This window comes from Geobacter sp. DSM 9736 (genome assembly GCF_900187405.1).
In the GTDB taxonomy this organism is placed as follows: Bacteria; Desulfobacterota; Desulfuromonadia; order Geobacterales; family Geobacteraceae; genus DSM-9736.
The window spans coordinates 3,162,830-3,180,959 of record NZ_LT896716.1; the positions used below are offsets into that span (position 1 = coordinate 3,162,830).

The 18,130-nt window shown below is 59.1% G+C and carries 11 protein-coding genes; 6 read left to right on the plus strand and 5 right to left on the minus strand.

Annotation, left to right across the window (positions count from 1 at the left end; all coding sequences use genetic code 11):
* Window positions 1-130 precede the first annotated feature (130 nt).
* The gene (locus CFB04_RS14345) at window positions 131-805 is read left to right on the plus strand and encodes a cyclase family protein (protein ID WP_088535958.1); all 675 of its coding nucleotides are present in this window, start codon (window positions 131-133) and stop codon (window positions 803-805) included.
* Window positions 805-2,556, plus strand: a complete 1,752-nt coding sequence (locus CFB04_RS14350) for a diguanylate cyclase (protein WP_088535960.1) — start codon at window positions 805-807, stop codon at window positions 2,554-2,556. The genes CFB04_RS14345 and CFB04_RS14350 overlap by 1 nt, the downstream gene beginning before the upstream one ends.
* Here CFB04_RS14350 and CFB04_RS14355 read toward each other — a convergent pair.
* From CFB04_RS14355 to CFB04_RS14365, 3 genes are read right to left on the minus strand one after another with little or no spacing between them, the layout of a single operon-like run.
* Window positions 2,548-5,967 (minus strand): exodeoxyribonuclease V subunit beta, encoded by a 3,420-nt coding sequence (locus CFB04_RS14355; RefSeq protein ID WP_088535962.1) that lies wholly within the window; start codon window positions 5,965-5,967, stop codon window positions 2,548-2,550. The genes CFB04_RS14350 and CFB04_RS14355 overlap by 9 nt on opposite strands.
* Before the next feature lie 11 nt (window positions 5,968-5,978).
* Window positions 5,979-6,884: an RluA family pseudouridine synthase gene (locus CFB04_RS14360; protein ID WP_088535964.1), complete on the minus strand. Its 906-nt coding sequence runs from the start codon at window positions 6,882-6,884 to the stop codon at window positions 5,979-5,981.
* A complete protein-coding gene (locus CFB04_RS14365; protein ID WP_088535966.1) occupies window positions 6,881-7,399 on the minus strand; it encodes an NUDIX hydrolase in 519 nt (172 codons plus the stop codon). The genes CFB04_RS14360 and CFB04_RS14365 overlap by 4 nt, the downstream gene beginning before the upstream one ends.
* A 133-nt stretch (window positions 7,400-7,532) precedes the next feature.
* Between CFB04_RS14365 and CFB04_RS14370 the strand changes: the two genes are divergently transcribed.
* The gene (locus tag CFB04_RS14370) at window positions 7,533-7,751 is read left to right on the plus strand and encodes a dodecin (protein WP_088535967.1); all 219 of its coding nucleotides are present in this window, start codon (window positions 7,533-7,535) and stop codon (window positions 7,749-7,751) included.
* Window positions 7,752-7,884: 133 nt separating this feature from the next.
* Window positions 7,885-8,337 carry a peptidylprolyl isomerase gene (locus CFB04_RS14375; RefSeq protein ID WP_088535969.1) on the plus strand — a complete coding sequence of 151 codons (453 nt, stop codon included), beginning with the start codon at window positions 7,885-7,887 and terminating at the stop codon, window positions 8,335-8,337.
* 265 nt (window positions 8,338-8,602) lie between these two features.
* Here the strand turns inward: CFB04_RS14375 and CFB04_RS14380 are convergent, their stop codons facing one another.
* The gene (locus tag CFB04_RS14380; protein ID WP_088535970.1) at window positions 8,603-9,079 is read right to left on the minus strand and encodes a ferritin family protein; all 477 of its coding nucleotides are present in this window, start codon (window positions 9,077-9,079) and stop codon (window positions 8,603-8,605) included.
* A gap of 64 nt (window positions 9,080-9,143) precedes the next feature.
* Window positions 9,144-12,320: a PD-(D/E)XK nuclease family protein gene (locus tag CFB04_RS14385; RefSeq protein WP_088535972.1), complete on the minus strand. Its 3,177-nt coding sequence runs from the start codon at window positions 12,318-12,320 to the stop codon at window positions 9,144-9,146.
* 41 nt (window positions 12,321-12,361) lie between these two features.
* On the opposite strand from CFB04_RS14385, the gene CFB04_RS14390 reads away from it, so the two are divergent.
* Both CFB04_RS14390 and CFB04_RS14395 read left to right on the plus strand, forming a co-directional pair.
* Window positions 12,362-13,246, plus strand: a complete 885-nt coding sequence (locus tag CFB04_RS14390; RefSeq protein ID WP_088535974.1) for a complex I NDUFA9 subunit family protein — start codon at window positions 12,362-12,364, stop codon at window positions 13,244-13,246.
* 335 nt (window positions 13,247-13,581) lie between these two features.
* A complete protein-coding gene (locus CFB04_RS14395; RefSeq protein ID WP_231934200.1) occupies window positions 13,582-18,129 on the plus strand; it encodes a CxxxxCH/CxxCH domain-containing protein in 4,548 nt (1,515 codons plus the stop codon).
* The last annotated feature ends 1 nt before the right edge of the window (window position 18,130 follow it).

An 18,130-nucleotide genomic window follows, 5' to 3' on the forward strand; every position in this document is an offset into this window, starting at 1 on the left:
ACCCCTTCTACAAAGAGAATACCGCCGGCTCCGTCCATGTCAAAGTTTCGGCGCAGCTTCCGTCCCGTACATCTGGCTCCGGACCTTTTTCCCTGTATAATCATGAAAGAACCATACGAAGGAGAGAGCGATGAAAATCCATGATATTTCCGTACCGGTGCGAAATGGCATGCAGGTGTATCCAGGAGACCCGCAGGTAACCGTAGAGCAGGTGGCGTCCATAGCCAGCGGCGACCGGCTCAACCTGTCGCGTCTGGTGATGGGAAGCCATGCAGGAACGCACATGGACGCTCCAAGCCATTTTATCGATTCCGGAGCCTCTGTTGATCTGCTGCCGCCGGAGCTGATGATAGGCCCGGCTGTCGTGGTGGAGGTGAAGGGAGTGACGGAGGTAAGCGCCAGGATCATCTCCAGGTTGCCGTTGCACGGTACGAGCCGGCTGCTCCTGAAGACCGACAACGGAGCGTTCTGGCCCGAGGGAGAATTCAACGAGGACTATGCCCACCTGTCGGAAGATGCAGCACGCTACCTGGTGGAACGGAAGATGTGCCTTGTCGGGATCGACGGGCCCTCCATCGAACGGTTCGAGGGGAGCGGCGATGTTCACCGGCAACTCCTCGGAGGAGGCGTTCTCATTCTGGAAGGCCTGGACCTCCGATCCGTGCAGCCGGGGGAGTACGACCTCCTGTGTCTTCCCTTGAAAGTCGCCGGAGGGGAGGGCGCTCCCGCAAGGGCTCTTCTGATGGAGCGGCATGGCTCCTCCTCCGGCACGTTCGATGCGCATACTACACGCTGGCCGCTGTGATGGTGCGCAGGACCAGGGAAAGCCTCCGGGACGGGGAAGGGTCCCTTGAGCGGGCAGTACGGGAGCTCACCGAAGAGCTGCAGCAGGTTAACGACCGTCTTCTAGCCGCTACCCGCGCCAGAGCGGAGTTTCTCTCTTACATGTCGCGTGAGTTGAGAACCCCCATCAACTACATCCTCGATCTAGCTGCAGCGCTGGATGATGGATCATACGGGCAGGTGAACGACCGTCAGCGGCAATGCGTACGGTATATTGCTGAGCATGGGGCTCGGCTCCGTTCGCTGGTGGACCGTATCCTGGATCTCAGCGGCATGGACATCGGATTGACCAGATTCGTGCCGCAGCACTTTCCGGTGACTTCGGCGTTCGAGGAGGTGATCGGGCGCCTGCGGCCCCTTGCCGATCGCAGGGGGATACGCATTGCCGCTCGCAGTGCGGTGGGAGCAGGATCCATATATGCGGACAGGCAGAAGTTTACCTTTATCGTCGAGGAGCTGCTCACGAATGCCCTAAAGTTCTCAGGGGCAGGATCGATGGTGGTCGCGGAGATCATTGAGACGCAATCGGCTGGACACCGGTATTTCGAGGTTACCGTATCGGATCAGGGGCCGGGAATTCCACAGGAAGATGCTGAGTGGATCTTTTTCGGCTTCGAACGCGGGATGGGTGCGCCGGGAGGAAATGGCGGCGTCGGCCTGGGGCTGGCTCTGGTCAGGCGCTTCGTAGAGCTGCACGGGGGCAGGATCTGGGTTGACAGCCACCCTGGGCGAGGAAGCACCTTCACCCTCCTGATCCCGGGAGAGGAGGCGCTCCCACGGGATCATCCGGCTCCGCGGATACTTTTCGGGGGTGCGCATCCCCTCCGGGTCCAGCGCTTTGCCCACCTCCTCAGGGAGGAAGGCTACGAGGTCGTTGTAGCGGAGGAGGGGGGGGCACTCCTCGATACGGCGTTTTCATCTTCCCCCGACCTGGTGCTGCTAGATCCTGAGATGCCGGGAATGGAGTGCCTGGAAGTCTGCCGTCGCCTGAAGTCCGACTCGGTGACTGCCCATCTGCCGGTCCTGATGATCTCCGATCTTACGGGGAAAGAGATCCGTGCTGCAGCTGCGCGGGCCGGAGTGGATGATATCCATCCCTTCCCTCCCGACATGGAGGAGCTGGTGCCTAAGATCCGGAGCCTGGTGGTCCGCAAGCTCGCTTTCGAACGGATGAAAAAGAGCTGTGAGCGTGCCGAGGCGGAGGCTGGTACCGACCAGCTCACCGGCCTTTGCAACCGCCGGCAGCTCCTTGCCATTCTGGACCGGGAGCTTGCCCGCAGCAGGCGGTACGGAAGGTTCTGCTCTCTTGCGATGATCGATATCGACTTCTTCAAGGCCTACAACGACAGGCATGGGCACGTGCAGGGGGACGAAGTTCTCAGGCTCGCCGCGGAGCTTTTCATGGAGAGCGTGCGGGATTCGGATATAATCGCGCGATACGGTGGGGAAGAATTCATAGTGATCATGCCTGAAACAGGCAAGGAGGTGGCGCTGGTGGTGGGGGAAAAACTGCGGCATGCCTTTGCCGAGCATCCGTTCCCCCTGGAACAGACCCAGCCTGGCAGTACCCTTACCATAAGTATGGGAATCGCTACATTCCCTCCGGATGCTGAGAACAGGCAACAGCTGATCGACCGGGCCGACAAGGCGCTCTATGCAGCCAAGAACTCAGGCCGCAACAGAGTAGCGGTCTGGGGATCTCCCTCACCCTGACGTGCGGCAGCGATGGTAAAAGGGACAGTGTCTCCCGTCACATCCTTCCCGCACTCCGAAGTCCTCTTCGGTGCTTCTAGTCCGCACGTCATCCATCAGGCGTAGCAGCAGTGAGCGTTCCTCCGGACGCGGAGCAACTTCCTCGATTTCCCCCCCCTTGAGAAACACCAACCGCCCTTCAATCGGCATCGTCGGAAATGCCGAAGACAGGGCGAGCATGTAAATGCGAAGCTGGAACCGGTAGCCATCCAGGTCGGCCCGCTCCCGCTCGACATACTTGTAGTCGTAGACGGAGACCAGGTCAGGTGCTATGGCCACCAGATCCATCGCTCCCTTCACGTAATACGTTGCAGCTCCCTCCAGCTTCAGAGTGAAGGGGTGTTCGCGCAGGAGCTTCCGTTTTGCGAGCACCCTACCCGCCGGACTTGCGGCGAAAGCGATTACGTGAGCCGTCACCTCCTCCGCATCAACGGGTGCGGCGGCCATGCGGGCGGCTGTAGCAGCACAGGATGCCCGCTGGAGGAGAGGAGGAGCGTCGAAGTCGACAAGCTCGAGCATTGCATGTGCCAGGTTGCCTTTTTCGAGCGCCGTCATGCCGCCGGTCTGTCCGTAACGGTCGTGGGGCCCTCCGAGCAGCTCCTTGAAGAGCCCTTCGTCAAGTCCCATTACACCCTTGTAAAAATACTTCCGTGGGCACTGGAGGTAATCTTCCAAAGCAGTGGGAGAGAAAAGCATCGTCGAGGGGCCGGGGGAGCGGTAATGGAGAGCCCTTGCCACTCCTAGTTCCAGCCTCTCGGGAGAAAGCGTTGCATCAGCCGTCGGGTTCTCGCTCCGATCCGGCGGCGGAGGCACGGCAACCGGCGTCACTTTCAACAGGTGACGCTCCTCTCCGGCGCAGAAAGCGTCGATCCAGCGCCGCCAGTCTCCGTTTCCCTCCCCCGACAGGAGAAGATAATCCCGGGCACGGGTCATCGCCACATAGAGTAGACGTTTCAGCTCGGCGCATTCCTTGGCTCTGCGGAGCTCCGAAATTGCCCGAAATGCAAGAGAAGGGCGTGCCTCACGCCCCGGCGGGGCCACCCTGAGGCCCAGACCCAGCTGGTCGTCATACAGGAGGGGGGAGTTGTTCACTGGCTGCCCCGCCCCGATCTCGGGAACGAATACGATGGGGAACTCGAGCCCTTTGCTCTGATGAACGGTCATCAGCCGTACTACATTCTCACCTTCTGCGGAAATCACCGCTTCCGCTTCCGTCGGCTCCGTTTCCACCAGATCCACCAGATAGAGGACGAAGCGGTGGAGAGCACCTTCGTGCCTGTCGGCGAAGGAACGGGAGAGCTCGATCAGTTTCCGCAGGTTCGCAAGTTTCTGCTCGCCCTGGAAGGTCGTGAGGAGAGTGGAGGCGAAATCGGTGCCGGTCAGGATTTCCTCAAGAAGCTCGGCGATGGTCAGACGGTCCCGCAGGGGGCGCAGCCGATCGATCAGGCGGGAGATGGCGGCAAGTCTGGCTGCATCCTGCGTTTCCAGTCGTGCGCATGCTTCGGGTCGAGCCAGGGTCGTTTGCCATCTTGAGAGCTCTCCCTCCCGTGCAAGAAGGAATAGCGTTTCATCGGATACACAGCAGAGGGGAGAGCGGAGGACACCCGTAAGCGCCACCAGGTCCCGCTCCGACTCCAGGTAGCGCAGAAAGTTGATGATGTCGAGGATCTCCTGACAGCGGTAGAACCCTTTCCCTTTTACAACATAGTAGGGGATGCCCCGTTGCCGCAATTCACGCTCGTAAAGTTTCAGGTTGCTGAAGCGGCGGAAGAGGATGACGATATCGCCGCAGCGCGGTGGGCGTCCTTCCGAGGCCGCTACCAGGTGCTCCCTGTCGAAAACACGCACTCCCTCTTTCTCCGATACGAGGGTACGAATCTTTTCGGCAATCGCAGCGGCCTCGTTGCAGCGAGCCTCGGCACTTGAACAGTCCTTTTCGAGGGTCAGAAGCTCGACGCATGGAGTGCCGTCACCCGCTTCCCGCTGCGGCAAAAGGTGGTGGCGCTCGTCGTACACAATCTCGAAAGGGGCGTCACCCTGTGCCATGACGATCTTACCGAAGAGGCTGTTCACGAACTGGATGATCTCGGGCCTGGAACGGAACGATTCCTGGAAAAAGAGTGGCTCGCCGCCGGATGCTGCGATCTCCGCCTGTGCTTTGCCGAAAACCTCGACGTCGGCTCCCCGGAAGAGATATATGGACTGTTTGGGGTCCCCGACGATGAAAAGGCGCTGCTCCTCCCCGCACAGCAGGCCGACCAGCTCCTTCTGCAGCGGGTTTGTGTCCTGGAATTCATCCACCATGACTACAGGAAAGCGTGACCGGTACTCGGCACGGATGCCGGGGTCGTTGAGGAGAAGGTTGCGGGTAGCGATCTGAAGGTCTTCGAAGTCGAGGGCTCCCTGCCGTTCCTTTCGTAGGCAGTATGCGTTCGAGAGCTTCCCGGCGAGGCGAAGAAGGGCCTCCGCCGCGGGAGAAGTGCGGAGCTGCCAGTATGACTCATGGAGTCCCGCGATGCAGTTGGCGAGGCGGTCGCGAACAGGTTTCTCCTTCCCCCAGTTGCCCGCGATGCAGCTTTCCATGGAATCCAGAAACGTGGCGGTGCTTTCTTCGCCGAGGGACAGTACGCAGGAGCCGTATATACGCTCTAGTTCACGCAGTTTTGCGTGGAAGACCAGCTCTTTCCCCTTGAGAATTCGGGCGATCTCCGCGCACAGCTCCTGTAGCTCGATCTCCCGCTCCCGGAACCGGCGGGCTGCACGCTCGTCCCATTCGACCAGAAATCCGGCAAGGTCCTCGTCCGTAGTACAGCTTCCGGACCTCTTTCGTACAAGCTCCTCCAGGAGTTCCCGCAACCCTTTTCCCCGCCCTGCGCCGGAAAGGGGGAGGTAGCGAAGCAGCAGCCTGATGTCGGGGGTCCGGTCGCGCAATTCTCCGGCTATGATTTCGTCTAGGGCGCAGGTGAGCTCTTCTCTCGCGCTGCGTTCATCGAGAAGCATGTATGACGGATCGATCCCTGCTTCTATCGGATTTTCCCTGAGGATCTGGGAGCAGAAGGCGTGAAAGGTCGATATCGCCGCGGCCGGAAAGGATCGCAGGAGGTCTTTCCAGTCGGCTGCCTGGTCTTCTCGCTGAAGGCGCATCGCGATCCCCCGGCGTACACGCTCCTTCATTTCCACTGCCGCCTTGTCGGTGAAGGTGATGGCTGCTATCTCCTCGACGCGGAGGGGCCGGGGGAAAGAGGTCTCTCCCGCCAGCAGGCGAAGGTAAAGCTCCACCAGGACGGCGGTCTTTCCGGAACCGGCTCCTGCCGAGACAATGGTGTTGCCGGTGAAGGAGAGAACCTGTTTTTTGACGTCGGACCATTGCATTTGCTAGGCCTTCAGGGGGAAGGTTGCAGCAGGGGAGATAGATCGATGCTGCGGGCACGGCATTCTTCGAGAAAAGCCGGATCCACCGGCGCGACAGCCGACACTTTTCGTCCGTCAGAGGAGCGGAAGCACATCTGCCGGCAGTGAAGCATCATTCTCGGGGCTGATGCCCCCCCATACGTAGTGTCTCCTAGGATGGGCAGGCCGCAATGGGTCAGGTGCACCCGTATCTGGTGGGTTCTTCCGGTGACCGGACGGGCTTCGACGAGGACCGCTCCGCTCCCCGCCGCGAGTGTCCGGAAGTGTGTAACGGCTTCCTTGCCGGGGAACGCAACGCCGTACCTGAACTTGTTCAACTTGGCGATAGGTGCGTCAACCGTCCATCGTTCTTCGTCGGGCAAGGTGTCGACCAGCGCCCAGTAAACTTTTTCAACTCTTCCCTCTTTGAGGAGAAGGGAGATATGCGTGGCAGCCCTCTTGTTCTTCGGAAAGAACATTACGCCGGATGTGCCCCGGTCGAGACGGTGTATTACCCGGGCCGGTTCCTTGATTCCGGTCTCCCTGAGATAGACGGAGACCGCGTACTCCACAGTTCCTTTGAGCTGATAGGGGGTGCGCTGGCTGTTGATGCCGGGAGCCTTGTTGATGGCCATAAAGGAGGAATCTTCGTAGAGGAGGTCCTCCCGGCGGTATACCAGATCGATTCGCCGCTCCTGCTCCATCACACCGAGGACCAGCTCTTCCCCCTCCTTGAGCGCGCGCGATGCGACCCTGGCCAGGGTGTTGGAGACGGTGCACCCTCCCCAGTCGATGATTCTTCGTATTTCTCCTTTGGATAGTTGGGGGAAGAGTGCCTTTGCTCCGTCATCCAGCCTCATCCCGGCCTGTTCCGGCCCTACGGTCGCGGCCAGTATCATTTGCGCCCCCATACCCGAAAAAGAGCTGCGATAGTCTTGCCGTCGGCGATCCTGCCATCCCGGGCCATTTCCAGCGCCTCTGCAATAGGGATGCGGAGCGTCTCGATGTTTTCGTACGGTTCCTGGTTATCCGTCTGCTGAGTAAGATCGGTGGCGAGAAAAAGGTGGATCACCTCATCCATGACGCCGGGGGAGGAGTAAATTGTTCCCAGTGATTCGAGCTTTCCTGCTATCAGCCCCGTTTCTTCCGCAAGTTCCCGCATTCCGCAGACCGCAGGCTCTTCTCCCGGGTCCCGCCGCCCTGCGGGAAGTTCGAGAAGGAAGGCACCGGCTGCTGGGCGAAGCTGTCTGATGAGGGAGACGGTGCCGTCTTCGTGGAGGGGAAGTACCGCAACTCCTCCGGGATGGCGGATTATCTGGTAGGTGTGCCACCCCTTTTCCCCCATCCTGACTTCCACCTGCTCTATGTTCACCACGAATCCTTTGAAAAGGGTCGTGCTGTTGCGTTTCTCCATTGCGTATTCCTCCAGCCGAGGTGAACGATACCATTATCCTCCCCGGCTGTGAAGGTTGAATTGCTTGGTTGGGGTGCTATCCTTGTAGCAATGCGTGCGTTGCGGGTGGCAAAGGACGCACCGGGAGGAATGCATGTACGGCAAGGACAGGATCTACAAGAAAGTTGAAGTGATAGGAGTTTCACCGGATGGGGTGGAAGCAGCCATTCAGGCGGCGGTGAATCGTGCCCACAAGACTCTCGACCGGCTGTCATGGTTCGAGGTTCAGGACATCAGGGGGCACGTGCAGGAGGATGGGCGGATAACGGAGTACCAGGTGGTGCTGAAGGTGGCTTTCGAGCTTAAGGACTGATTACGGATCTTTGTTGGTAGAGGCTGTCTCCGTTCACCGGATCCGTCCGCTGCCGGATAAAGGATGGCTAATTGGAATATTGTCTGCTATAGTTGCGCGGGCTTGTCAACAACGTGAAAGGCGGAGTGATGTTATGGCACAGGCGAAGCAGGGGGACCGGGTAAAGGTCCATTATACGGGAAAACTGGAGGATGGCACGGTATTCGATTCCTCCGAATGCAACGATTCCGGGTGCGGATGCGAAGATGGAGCACTTGAGTTCACCATAGGAGAAGGACAGGTAATTCCCGGGTTCGAGCAGGCGGTGGTCGGCATGAGCCCAGGCGACAGGAAGACCGTTAACATACCTGTTGACCAGGCTTATGGAGAGCGGGTTGACGACATGGTGGCGGTTGTGGAAAGAAGCGACATCCCGCAGGATCTTCCTCTGGAGGTGGGGAACCAGCTGGAGGTTACTCAGGAGGACGGAAACAGCTTTCCGGTCGTCATCACGGAGCTGACCGATACGACGGTCACCCTGGACGCGAACCATCCCCTTGCCGGTCGGAACCTGATCTTCGACCTCAATCTTGTCGAAATCGGATAAACCCATCGCGGCGACGGCGGCGAAGCCATTGGCTGCGCCGCCGTCGCCCGCCTCGAATCATCTCCCGCTGCGGCATCCTCAACTATCAAACAGATGAAAGCCAGGCTCCTCAGTGGAGCTGATGGAAGTGCATGATAACGGGCGGCGGCACCAGCCCCGGTTAGCGCGCGTGGGTCTCCTGGACAAGGCGGGTGTTGGCTTTTCGATGTCGGAGCAATAAAAAAGGCAGCCGAAAGGCTGCCTTTGAAGTACCCGATGTCCCGCTCTATCCCTCGGGGAGGAAGTGCTCCTCGTACATGTCTTCGAGAGACTGCAGGTGCCGTGATTCGTCTGCCAGCAGCAGCTCGAAAAGGTTCCCCATGGGAGCACCCGCACAGCCCTGCGACATGCGGCGGTAAAAATCGATGGAATTCGTTTCAAGGTGTATGGCGTATGCCAGTGCTTCCCTCACATCCGAGTCCGGCTTGAGCTCTTTCTTCGCAAGGACGTAGCCGAGGTTCATCGTAGGGACACGCTTTGCCAGCTCCCCTTCACCTTTCATGTGCCCATCGACCAGTGCCTTCTCCAGCTGGTGCTTGTGCTCCAGTTCGTCGAGGGCCGCATCACGCAGGATTTCCCGTGCATTCTTGTTCTCTACCTTACGGAGCGCATCCAGGTAATGCCGGAAGCCTTCTTCCTCCATCTGTACGGCCATCTCCACCGCCGCTTCAAATGTATAACACACATCTCCCTGCTCGGCCATATAGCCCTCCTGCCATTGGAAATAGGGAACTTTTAACACAACGGGGTGAGGAAAAACAAGTGCATTATGCATTGCTACCCGTGGATACCCCCTGATCATCCTTCAGGTTCACCGGAACATAGCGGCAGACGCTGCTGAAGTCGCAGTACCCGCATTCCGCGGGGGTGACCTGGAAGTCCCCCCCCCTGATCCTGCGTACGATGGCGCACAGCCGGTTGAGGAAATTATCCGTTCCGAGGGTTCTCCTAATCCCGGGATCGGTATCTAAAAACCCTGTGAAATCTTCCTTTTCGTCTCCTCTAAACTTCTTTTCCAGGACGGCCGATTTGCGCAGCAGCCAGTAGCATGCCGCAAAATCCGACGGCTTTCCCACCCCTTCCGTTTCCAGAAGTTGAGCAGCGGCCAGCAGGTATACCGGTATCTGGAAAGAAGTATCTCCGAGACTGCTTTTCTTCAGGAGAGTCCTGAACTTGTCTCCATTGCCGCTCACCTTATAGTCTACCACCTTGACGCATTGTCGCGATTTATCAATGTCGATCCGGTCGATCTGTCCGCAGAGAAGGATCGATTCGCCCGTTTCGTCGGCGACTTGAAGGGGCGGGTCTATTTTGTGTTCAAAGGCGTAAGGGATGAAGGGGGACTCTGTAGCGACCTCCAGTTCTACAAGCCGTTCGAGGAGTGGCAGAAGAGACTCCTTCTCCATTTCCCACAGGAGAGATTCCCCGGTATGCCTGTTTTCCTCCCACCACCTGAAGGCGCCAGAAGCCACTTCGTGCAAGATCCGGAGTGCTTCTTGAAGGTCGCGGAGAGGGAGGCGTTCCTCGCGCTGCATCCGCAGGAAGAACTCCTTAAGCACCAGGTGAGCCAATGAGCCTACGTCCCGCGTTTCCAGTTCGATGTCCGGCTTTTCCTGCACGTCAACCCGGAGGAGCCTGCGCATGAAGTAGCGGAATGGGCACGTTGCGTACTCCTCCAAGGATGTCGGAGTGAAGCAGCGGCCTTCGGGGGAGCTGTAATATGAAGCCAGCTCCTCCACCGCCGCAGGGCCGGCAAGCCTTCCAGTGCGGGGCCCGGCGGTAAAGTCACGCGTCCGGCGATCAGAGGCGGAGAAGAAGAGTTCCCGTTCCGCTTCGACTTCGGCATTTGCGTTAATTCGTGCCGCGGCCGGGAGCATTTCCGCCGGGAGCCGGGACGGCTCCAGCAGCCGCCTGAGCGCCAGAGAGTTCAGGAGTTCTTCCGGCTCCATGCACTCCTCGGGCTCGGGGGTCAGGTTTGTGACGGAACTTCGCTCTTCGCGGAGCTGGATCTTATCCAGGATCTCTTCCAGGTAGGGGGAGGGAAGAAGCTGGTTGCCACGGCTGTCGGCGTAACAGTAGGAAAAAGTCAGGGATTCCGTCGCACAGGAAACGGCAAGCCAGAAAAGAAGCGGCTCTTCCTCACCTTTTTCCCTGGCGGTTCGCAGCCACCTCGTGCCGGCAAGGCGCCGGAGGAGAAGCTTGTCGCTGTCCTTCAGCAGAGCATGCCCCTGGTGAGGCGCAGGGCATACTCCTTCGTTGAGCCCTCCGACAAAGAGGTGCGGAAAGGAGAGACCCCGTGCATCGCGAAAGTTCAGGATGGAAACTCCGGAAGAGCGTTCGCCGCTCAGGCACACCCCCTCCATTCCCTCTCGGAGCAGCTCCAGGTATTCTCCTGAAGTGACGGCCCTGTCAGCGGTGCCGACTACGGCAGCGTCACGTGCCACATCCTTCAGGAGCTGCTGCAGCAGCGCGATGGCTGACGCGTCCCTCTTCAGGATACGCCGGTCGGTGCTGCTGATTCCCCTCTCGAAGATATGGTATTTTTTTATGAATCTTTCGAGGAGGAGGGTGAAATCCGCTACGGTCCTGCTTCCCCTGAACGCGCGGATGTCGGTCAGCAGGGGAACGAGCATGCGTCGCACCCGTTCCTCGCGGGACGAGTCTTTTCCCTTGGTTTTAAACCTGGCGATTAGACGTCCGATTTTTTCTTCAGCAGTCCCCAGGCTGTCGTTGATGTATCCTGAGCCGCTGAGAACCTGCTCCACCTCTCCGGCGCGAGGCTCTTCCTGGAATGAAAGGTAGGAGGAGCCGCACAGACCTGCCAGCTCCTCCCGGGAGATATCGGATTTGAGGGCGACAAGGGGGGAGAGGGCGGCCCGCACAAGTGCCGCCGTAGCCAGCGGTGCTCCTCTGCGGTAGGAGACGGGTATGGAGAAGCGTCGGCATACGTCTTCCATCATCTCTTCGTACATTTCGAGGGTCCTGAAGCAGACAGCTATGCCGGAGGGATCGGCGCCCCCTTCCATGAGCCGCCGTATCCGGCGACCGATCTCCTCACATTCCCGGTACGGCCCGGGAGCGGCGATCAGTCCGGGGGCCTCGGTCTCAAGCGCAGGCATGTCATCATGTACAGCAGCAAGAAGGGGTGTGACGAACCTGCCATGCGGTTCCTCGAAGGTAAGTGCAAGGTTGAGGTCGCTGTTGTCCAGGGATTCTACGGCGTCAGCGGTTCGAGCCGCGCAGGCGTACACTCCTTCCCGCTCCGGGCTGTAGGGGAGGCGCAGTTCTACGGGAAGCCGTCGTGAGAGCTCCGCCAGGAGTGAAAGCTGCCCGGCGGTAAGGTCGTAAATGCCATCTACCACTATGGAGTCGAGATCGGTGAAAAGGCCGGGGAGCGTGCCTCCGTCTCTAAGGTGACGGAGCGCCATGATTTCTCCGTCGTGGGCGTCGATCAGGCCCCGTTCCGCCAGGGTGCGCTCGTACTGGCCGTAGAGCGAAGCCAGATACGTCATCCGTTCAGTGCGGGGCAACCGGGGGAGGTGGGTCACGAGGTCGGCTGCCGTGAAGTTGGCCTGCTTCAGTTCACTGATCGCCGAGGCCAGTGCGTCGATGAAGCCGGGAGAGTGCCCCGGACGGCCAGGGCCTTCTTCTGGCACCGAATATCGGCGGCGGACCAAATCCTCCAGAAGCATCTTCATTCCGATGCCGGAGAGCATTATGCCGCAAGCGCCGGATACGCGGTTTATAGAATCGCACAGTCCTCTGAGGGTCAGCGCAGCCGGTCCGCACAGGATGGTATGGGTGGCGAGAGCTTCCCTGGTGCAACGCTCGGCTGCTGCCTGTGAGGGGACTATGAGGAGCGTCCGTCGGCTGTTGGGCTGGGTAAGATCAAGCATGGTGCGTGCGATTATAGCCGACGCGCAATCGGGTGGCAATCGTTCCATGCTGAGTTAAAATGGGAAGAAAATGATGTCTGGAGGCAGATATGAAGGTGCTTCTGAGTGGCGGTACCGGTTTTGTCGGAGGCTATGTGCGCAGGGCGCTTCTGGCGAAGGGGCATAGTGTCAGGGTTCTGGTGCACCGGCATGCGACGGGGATCGGGGATGGGATAGAGCAGGTGACGGGAGATGTTATGCGTCCGCAAACGTTGGAGGCGGCCGCAGCAGGGTGCGATGCCGTTATCAATCTCGTCGGAATAATACGTGAATTTCCGGCACGCGGAGTGACCTTCGAGGCGCTGCATGTGCGGGCGACCGAGCACATGGTCCAAAGTGCATTGAAAGCCGGAGCGAGCCGCTACATCCAGATGTCGGCCCTTGGGACACGGCCAGAGGCCGTTTCCGCCTACCACCGAACCAAATTCAGGGCGGAAGAGATCGTGCGGGATTCCGGCCTCGATTACACGATATTCCGTCCATCTGTCATCTTCGGAGCCGGTGATGACTTCATCAACAAGCTGGCAGGCTTTGTTAAGGCACTTCCCGCAGTCCCTGTAATCGGAAGCGGAAGCTACAGGCTTCAGCCCATCCACGCAGAAGATGTGGCGCGCTGTTTCGCACTGTCCCTTGAGATGCCGGAGACGAGAGGAGCCACCTATTCCCTTTGCGGTCCGGATCGTGTCACCTACAACGAGCTTCTCGACCTGATCGGACGGATTCTCGGGAAGCCGCGGATTGCGAAGCTGCGGAACCCTCTTTTCCTCATGAAGCTGGTTGTTCCTCTTTTCCAGAGGTTTCCTGTTTTCCCTCTCACCACCGACCAGATAACAATGCTGCTTGAAGAGAGCATTTGCGACGGCGGCTGGAGGAAGATCTTTCCATTTTCTCCCATCCCCCTCGAGGAAGGAATTCGAAGCTATCTCTCCAGATGATTATCCCCGCCATAAATATGCTTCCCTCTGTTCTCATTCATCAGGTCTTAAGCTAAGTGTATAAAAAAACATACACTTAGCTCCTATCAGTTAATCTAAAATAATTAAAATATTGGCATATATACTGCTAAAACCAGAAGCATTGTTAATTAGTTTTATTTATATAGCCGGAGGCAGGGGGTAATGCTGCGCGCACTACGAGGATGGCTGCTCCGCCCTTTGGCGTAGTGCGGCAGCCATTCAGCGCACCAACGGTAATCATCCAGCTCTTATCCTATGGAAGCACGGCGGTACCAAAATGATGTGGGAGGCCGCCGACTCAAGGGGGGTGTAGCTTGAACGCTATCAAGCGAGTGGCCATTGTGGTGGGGGTGTTGGCAGGAGTGTTCGGACAGTGCTCCATCGCTCATGCGGAGCTGCGGTGTTATGACTGCCATGGCGATAGTCGCAACCAGGACATTCGCCCGGTGGATTCATCTTTCCGCAACATATCCACCGGCGGTTTCAGCGGAAACCACCGAAGCCACTTGCCGCAGCCTCTCTCCCTCGGCGAGATCGGCCGGTGTGCAGCTTGCCATCCAGGTAGCGGCAGCTATAATGCCGGACACCGCAACGGGTTGATCGAAGTTTCCACACGAATAAACGCATCTCCTCTGGAAACCCCATACAAGAACAGAACTACGGCCTTTCCTCAGACGTCAACTCCTACTCTTGGAAGCTGCGGCAACGTGAACTGCCATTTCGAATCAGCCAGCCCCACCTGGGGAGGGCCTCCCTTCGCATCCCCTGCAGGATGCACGGGCTGTCACGGCGCGCCGCCGCAGGACAACAACCATCCCCGACATTTCTCTGCGTTTTCCACCTCCGCCGGCCGGAGCATCGAAAATATCTGTGTGAAGTGCCATGCCGATCATACAAAAGATGCGAAACCCTTCGCTCATGCCGGTGAAGGGCGGGAGATCGAGGTCAATTTCACGGCGTTCCCGAACAGCGGCGGCAGCTATGTCGGAGGGAGCACGGCCTATCCGAGCTTCCTTCCCAGCCAGAATCCGCAGAAGACAGGAAGCTGTGTCAATCTCTACTGCCACAGCGACGGCAATGGCGGAGCTCCAAACCTGGCGGTGAAATGGTCAGATTCCACGGCAACCCGCTGCGATTCGTGCCATCGGGGACGTGGCAACGATTTCCTGAACATGACCTCGAACGGGCACTCGCGGCTGGTGGGGCCGCAATGGATAAGGAAGTATCCATGCACATACTGCCACAATGCAACTATCAAGGGGGTCACAGATCAAAACGGCCGGCTGTCGGACGGTTTCGTCAACAAGGAGAAGCACGTCGACGGCACGAGAGATGTTGTTATTGCGCCCAAATGGGGAATAGTCGGAAGAGAAGCCCCCAGCTACGACGCCTCCACCAAGGTTTGCGACAATGTCTATTGCCACAGCGACGGCACCACCGACCCGGAAACCGTGAGACCTTTTGCATGGAACGTCAGGAAGACGGATTGCAATACGTGTCACGGCCATCCCCGCGGCTCCTGCTCGGACAGGAACTCCGGCTGTCATGACGGAAGGACGGACGAGAAGGGGAAGATTTGGGTTCTGCCCGAACGCTACCAGTTCGGCAACGTGACGACCTATGCCTGGCCCCCGGGTGAGGAGTGGAAAGCCGCCATCCCGATGTTCAAGAACCAGGGTGCCGGTACCGCCCGGGCCAATTCCCATGCCCGGCACACCGAGACGAGCTTTACCTGCGACAACTGCCACTCCTCGACGACCATCAACGGGACCTGCACCGACTGCCATGCCGGCGTGGTGCCTGTCGGCAAGATGAGCGAGGTGTCCCATCTCAACCCTGACTTCCACGTCAACAAGACGAAGGACGTTTTCTTCAGAGATGGGGGGACCTACAACAATATTACGAAAGCCTGCTCCGGGACCGTATGCCACACCGGGGGCGCGGACCCCATATGGGGGGAGGCGGACCGGCCGATCATATGCCTCAGCTGCCATGGCACGAGCGGCGGCGACACCGACGACTTCCAGGCCTTCAACAACGTCCAGGGGAGGGTGAACATGACAGAATGGTTCACCACCGGGCATGGCAGGTACTCAACGTCCGGAAGGTATCCCTCATCGGGTAACCCGGCAGCCAACTTCCCCGGAAACCCCTGCTGGTATTGCCACGACAACACGGTGCTGCACAAGGACGGGAACAACCCGTTCCGGCTTCGCATCCATCCCCAGTTCACAAAGCGGTACGAAAAAGAGTGCCGCTACTGCCACATGGAGGGGAATGACGATGAATGTCTGGGCTGTCACTACTCCCCAGGTTCGCTAGCGCTTCAGATGAACTACTCCTCGGTACGGTCGAAGCACGGGGGGGTCGTCTACACCTCCGGGTGCCGTGTCAGCTGCCATCTCACCGACGCCACGCTTCACAAATCGGGCTCGCCGCTCTGGAGCAAGGAGCAGAACGATGATGTGAAGAACCAATACCTGATGATGGGTGTGTGTCTGCAGTGCCATGACGACGATACCGGGGGGCAGTGCACGGGGTGTCATGTCTCGCCACCCGACAACCCTTTCAAGTACGAATTGGGCTACGACCCGGGAACGGGGAGAATAAAGCCCAAGAAGGCGCGCGCCTCATCCGTCCACTTCGGGTACAAGCACTACCGTGGTTTCGAATCTACCGGCGGCTGGACGAAAGACGCGAACGGCAAGCCTCTCGGGAAGTGGAAAGGGGGCAAGTTCTGCTGGGATTGCCATGACCCACATGGCGACAAGAACATCTACATGGTCCAAGACAAGGTGGCCACAGAAACCGACGGCAGGTTCGGCGTTCCTACCAAGAGGGCTGACGTCTCCTTCAGGCGGCGGGTCGACGGCACCGATTACGCCCGGCAGACCGCCCCATACAACGGAATCTGTAATGTGTGCCATTCCTCCAGCAGCAAGCACTTCACCGCCGTCAGCGGCGACGGTCACAACGCCGGGAGGGTATGTACTTCGTGCCACGAGCACCGCTTCACCGACAGCCATGCAGACGGAGCCAGCTGCAACAGTTGCCATTTCAACAAGCCCGTTCCGCGGCACTCCGGCTTCGGCCTTCCGAGGGATTGTGTGAAGTGCCATGGCGGGGCCATCGGCAAGCGGATGGACGTCATGACGCAATTCAGGGCGAAATCACACCACGTCCAGGGGGTCCCTATCACGAACAAGCAGTGCTACGCCTGCCACTGGGAATCGACGGAGTTGGGCCTGATCGACGTCCGATACCACACGGGGTACAACTTCAAGACCTACACGACCGTCAAGAACGATGTGGTGGACCTGGTTGTCTGGGGGCCGGGTGTGCGGCCCACCGCTTACAAGAACTACAGCACCGCGATCCAGTTTCTGGCGGGAAATATGGCAGCCGACGGCCCGACGGCGAGAGGCGAGTCCCAGAAGCTCAACGACCACTGTCTCAGCTGCCACAGCGACCAGAACAACGATACCGACCCCTTCAATGACTGCAAGACCCCCCGCCAGTATGCGTGGGATCTTCAGAGCATAGCCTCGCGCTACAGCCAGCAGGGAACCACCTTGTGGGGCAAGTACGCAGGGACCAACAACGCGAAGAAGAACGTGCCGAAGGCCCTTTCCGCACACGGCAACGCCGTAGCCAACAAAGGGGGATGGGACCCCGCAACCGGAATTGACGGAGCGATCCCGAACACACGGGATGGCGCCTACAATGTCACCTGCTTCGACTGCCATAGTTCCCACGGGTCGAAGGCCCCAGGGGTAACCTCCAGCTACGTGACCTTCAACGGCACCAAGAACGGCGGGAACCTGAAGGAAACCCAGGCGGGGAAAGGGGGCTACGCCATGTCGTATTGGGCCACCCCCAACACGGCCGGAAACAATCCTTACAATACTGGTGCCGGCCAATGCTTTGACTGCCACATGTCGAGGATGTCCGGGCTGACTCCATGGGGTTACGAATCGACATTCGGAGCCACGAAACCGGTAAAGGGTTACAAGGACGCCTACCGTTTCGGGACCAGGACCTCTGTCTACCGGCTCCCGTATGCAATAAAGGATGTACAGGCGGTCAAGGGAGGACACCTGAAAGTTTCGTCACCTCTTGATCATGCCGCGACCAAGGCCATCGAAGGTCTTTGCACTCCCTGCCACGATCCCCATGGCGTCAGTCAGTCCCTTGGGGCCAAGCAGTCCTACGCCGTGCCGCTCCTCAAGGGTACGTGGCTGACGTCTCCATACAAGGAGGACAATCCGGCACCAGATCCGACCGGCACCAACATTACCAATGACAGCGCGGGAGTGCCGCGCTCGTGGGGGAAATACCAGGCGGAGCCGACGCCGACCCAGCCTTACGTCAAGTACAGCATTGACCGCAATACGTTCGACGGCACCAACCGGATCACCGAGGGGGATGATAAATTTGCGGGCCTCTGCCTCCGGTGCCACCTGAAGGCCGACCTCAATGGGACAAACGACGCCTGGAAGAGCAGCGACCGGATCCACAAGTCGGTCAAGGGGTGGGGGACGAACAAGGAACATACCTTCTCCTGCTCAAAGTGCCACCAGCCACACCAGAGCGGGCTACCCCGGCTCATGCAGACGAACTGTCTCGACTACAAGCACCGCGGCAACCGGATGAGCGGTGGAAACCCATGGGCAGCCGATCGGCAGGTCCCGGGGTCGGCCCATGACAGAGGAGGGGAGCACAGAGGGTATCCGACTGTGGCGGCAGGGCTGGAAGCTACCACCGCCTGTCATGTCAGCCGTTTCAATCGAACCTATTCACCCTCTTCTCCGCCTGCCGAGTGGCCGAACGAGAACTACTGGAACGTCAAGACGCCGTGGTGAG

Excerpts from the sequence above, each read along its gene's own strand:
- CFB04_RS14345 (WP_088535958.1), top strand. The coding sequence starts at position 131 with ATGAAAATCCATGATATTTCCGTACCGGTGCGAAATGGCATGCAGGTG.
- CFB04_RS14350 (WP_088535960.1), top strand. The coding sequence starts at position 805 with ATGGTGCGCAGGACCAGGGAAAGCCTCCGGGACGGGGAAGGGTCCCTT.
- CFB04_RS14355 (WP_088535962.1), bottom strand. The coding sequence starts at position 5,967 with ATGCAATGGTCCGACGTCAAAAAACAGGTTCTCTCCTTCACCGGCAAC.
- CFB04_RS14360 (WP_088535964.1), bottom strand. The coding sequence starts at position 6,884 with ATGATACTGGCCGCGACCGTAGGGCCGGAACAGGCCGGGATGAGGCTG.
- CFB04_RS14365 (WP_088535966.1), bottom strand. The coding sequence starts at position 7,399 with ATGGAGAAACGCAACAGCACGACCCTTTTCAAAGGATTCGTGGTGAAC.
- CFB04_RS14370 (WP_088535967.1), top strand. The coding sequence starts at position 7,533 with ATGTACGGCAAGGACAGGATCTACAAGAAAGTTGAAGTGATAGGAGTT.
- CFB04_RS14375 (WP_088535969.1), top strand. The coding sequence starts at position 7,885 with ATGGCACAGGCGAAGCAGGGGGACCGGGTAAAGGTCCATTATACGGGA.
- CFB04_RS14380 (WP_088535970.1), bottom strand. The coding sequence starts at position 9,079 with ATGGCCGAGCAGGGAGATGTGTGTTATACATTTGAAGCGGCGGTGGAG.
- CFB04_RS14385 (WP_088535972.1), bottom strand. The coding sequence starts at position 12,320 with ATGGAACGATTGCCACCCGATTGCGCGTCGGCTATAATCGCACGCACC.
- CFB04_RS14390 (WP_088535974.1), top strand. The coding sequence starts at position 12,362 with ATGAAGGTGCTTCTGAGTGGCGGTACCGGTTTTGTCGGAGGCTATGTG.